The organism is Streptococcus suis (assembly GCF_002964045.1).
Classification (GTDB): domain Bacteria; phylum Bacillota; class Bacilli; order Lactobacillales; family Streptococcaceae; genus Streptococcus; species Streptococcus suis_U.
On the sequence record NZ_POPB01000451.1, the window covers coordinates 1 to 304 of the forward strand.

General features: G+C 41.8%; 1 pseudogene. It reads right to left on the bottom strand.

Annotated elements, in window-relative coordinates:
- A pseudogene (locus C1E99_RS11520) lies at nucleotides 1-304 on the bottom strand (shikimate dehydrogenase); the annotation flags it as partial.

The following is a 304-nucleotide window of genomic DNA, read 5'->3' on the forward strand; positions in this document are numbered from 1 at the left end:
ATTGATAGTTGGATTGCCTTGAGATTGGGCTAGTTTTAATAAAGGTGTTTCGAATGGTTGATAGATTACATCCGCAACCAAAAGATTTTCAGGAAAGCGAATGGTAGAAGGAACAGGTTGAGAATACCCATCCATGCCTACACTGGTTCCGTTGACTAGTAAGTCGGAATTGGTAATATGTTCCTGTAGTAATTGGCTATCTTCGAGCGCTAGGACCTGCATAGGAACTCCAGTTGCTTGAGCAATAGGTGTAAGACTCGCCTGTGTTCTTTCCAAGCTTTGTTGTCGGCAGAAAATAGTAATT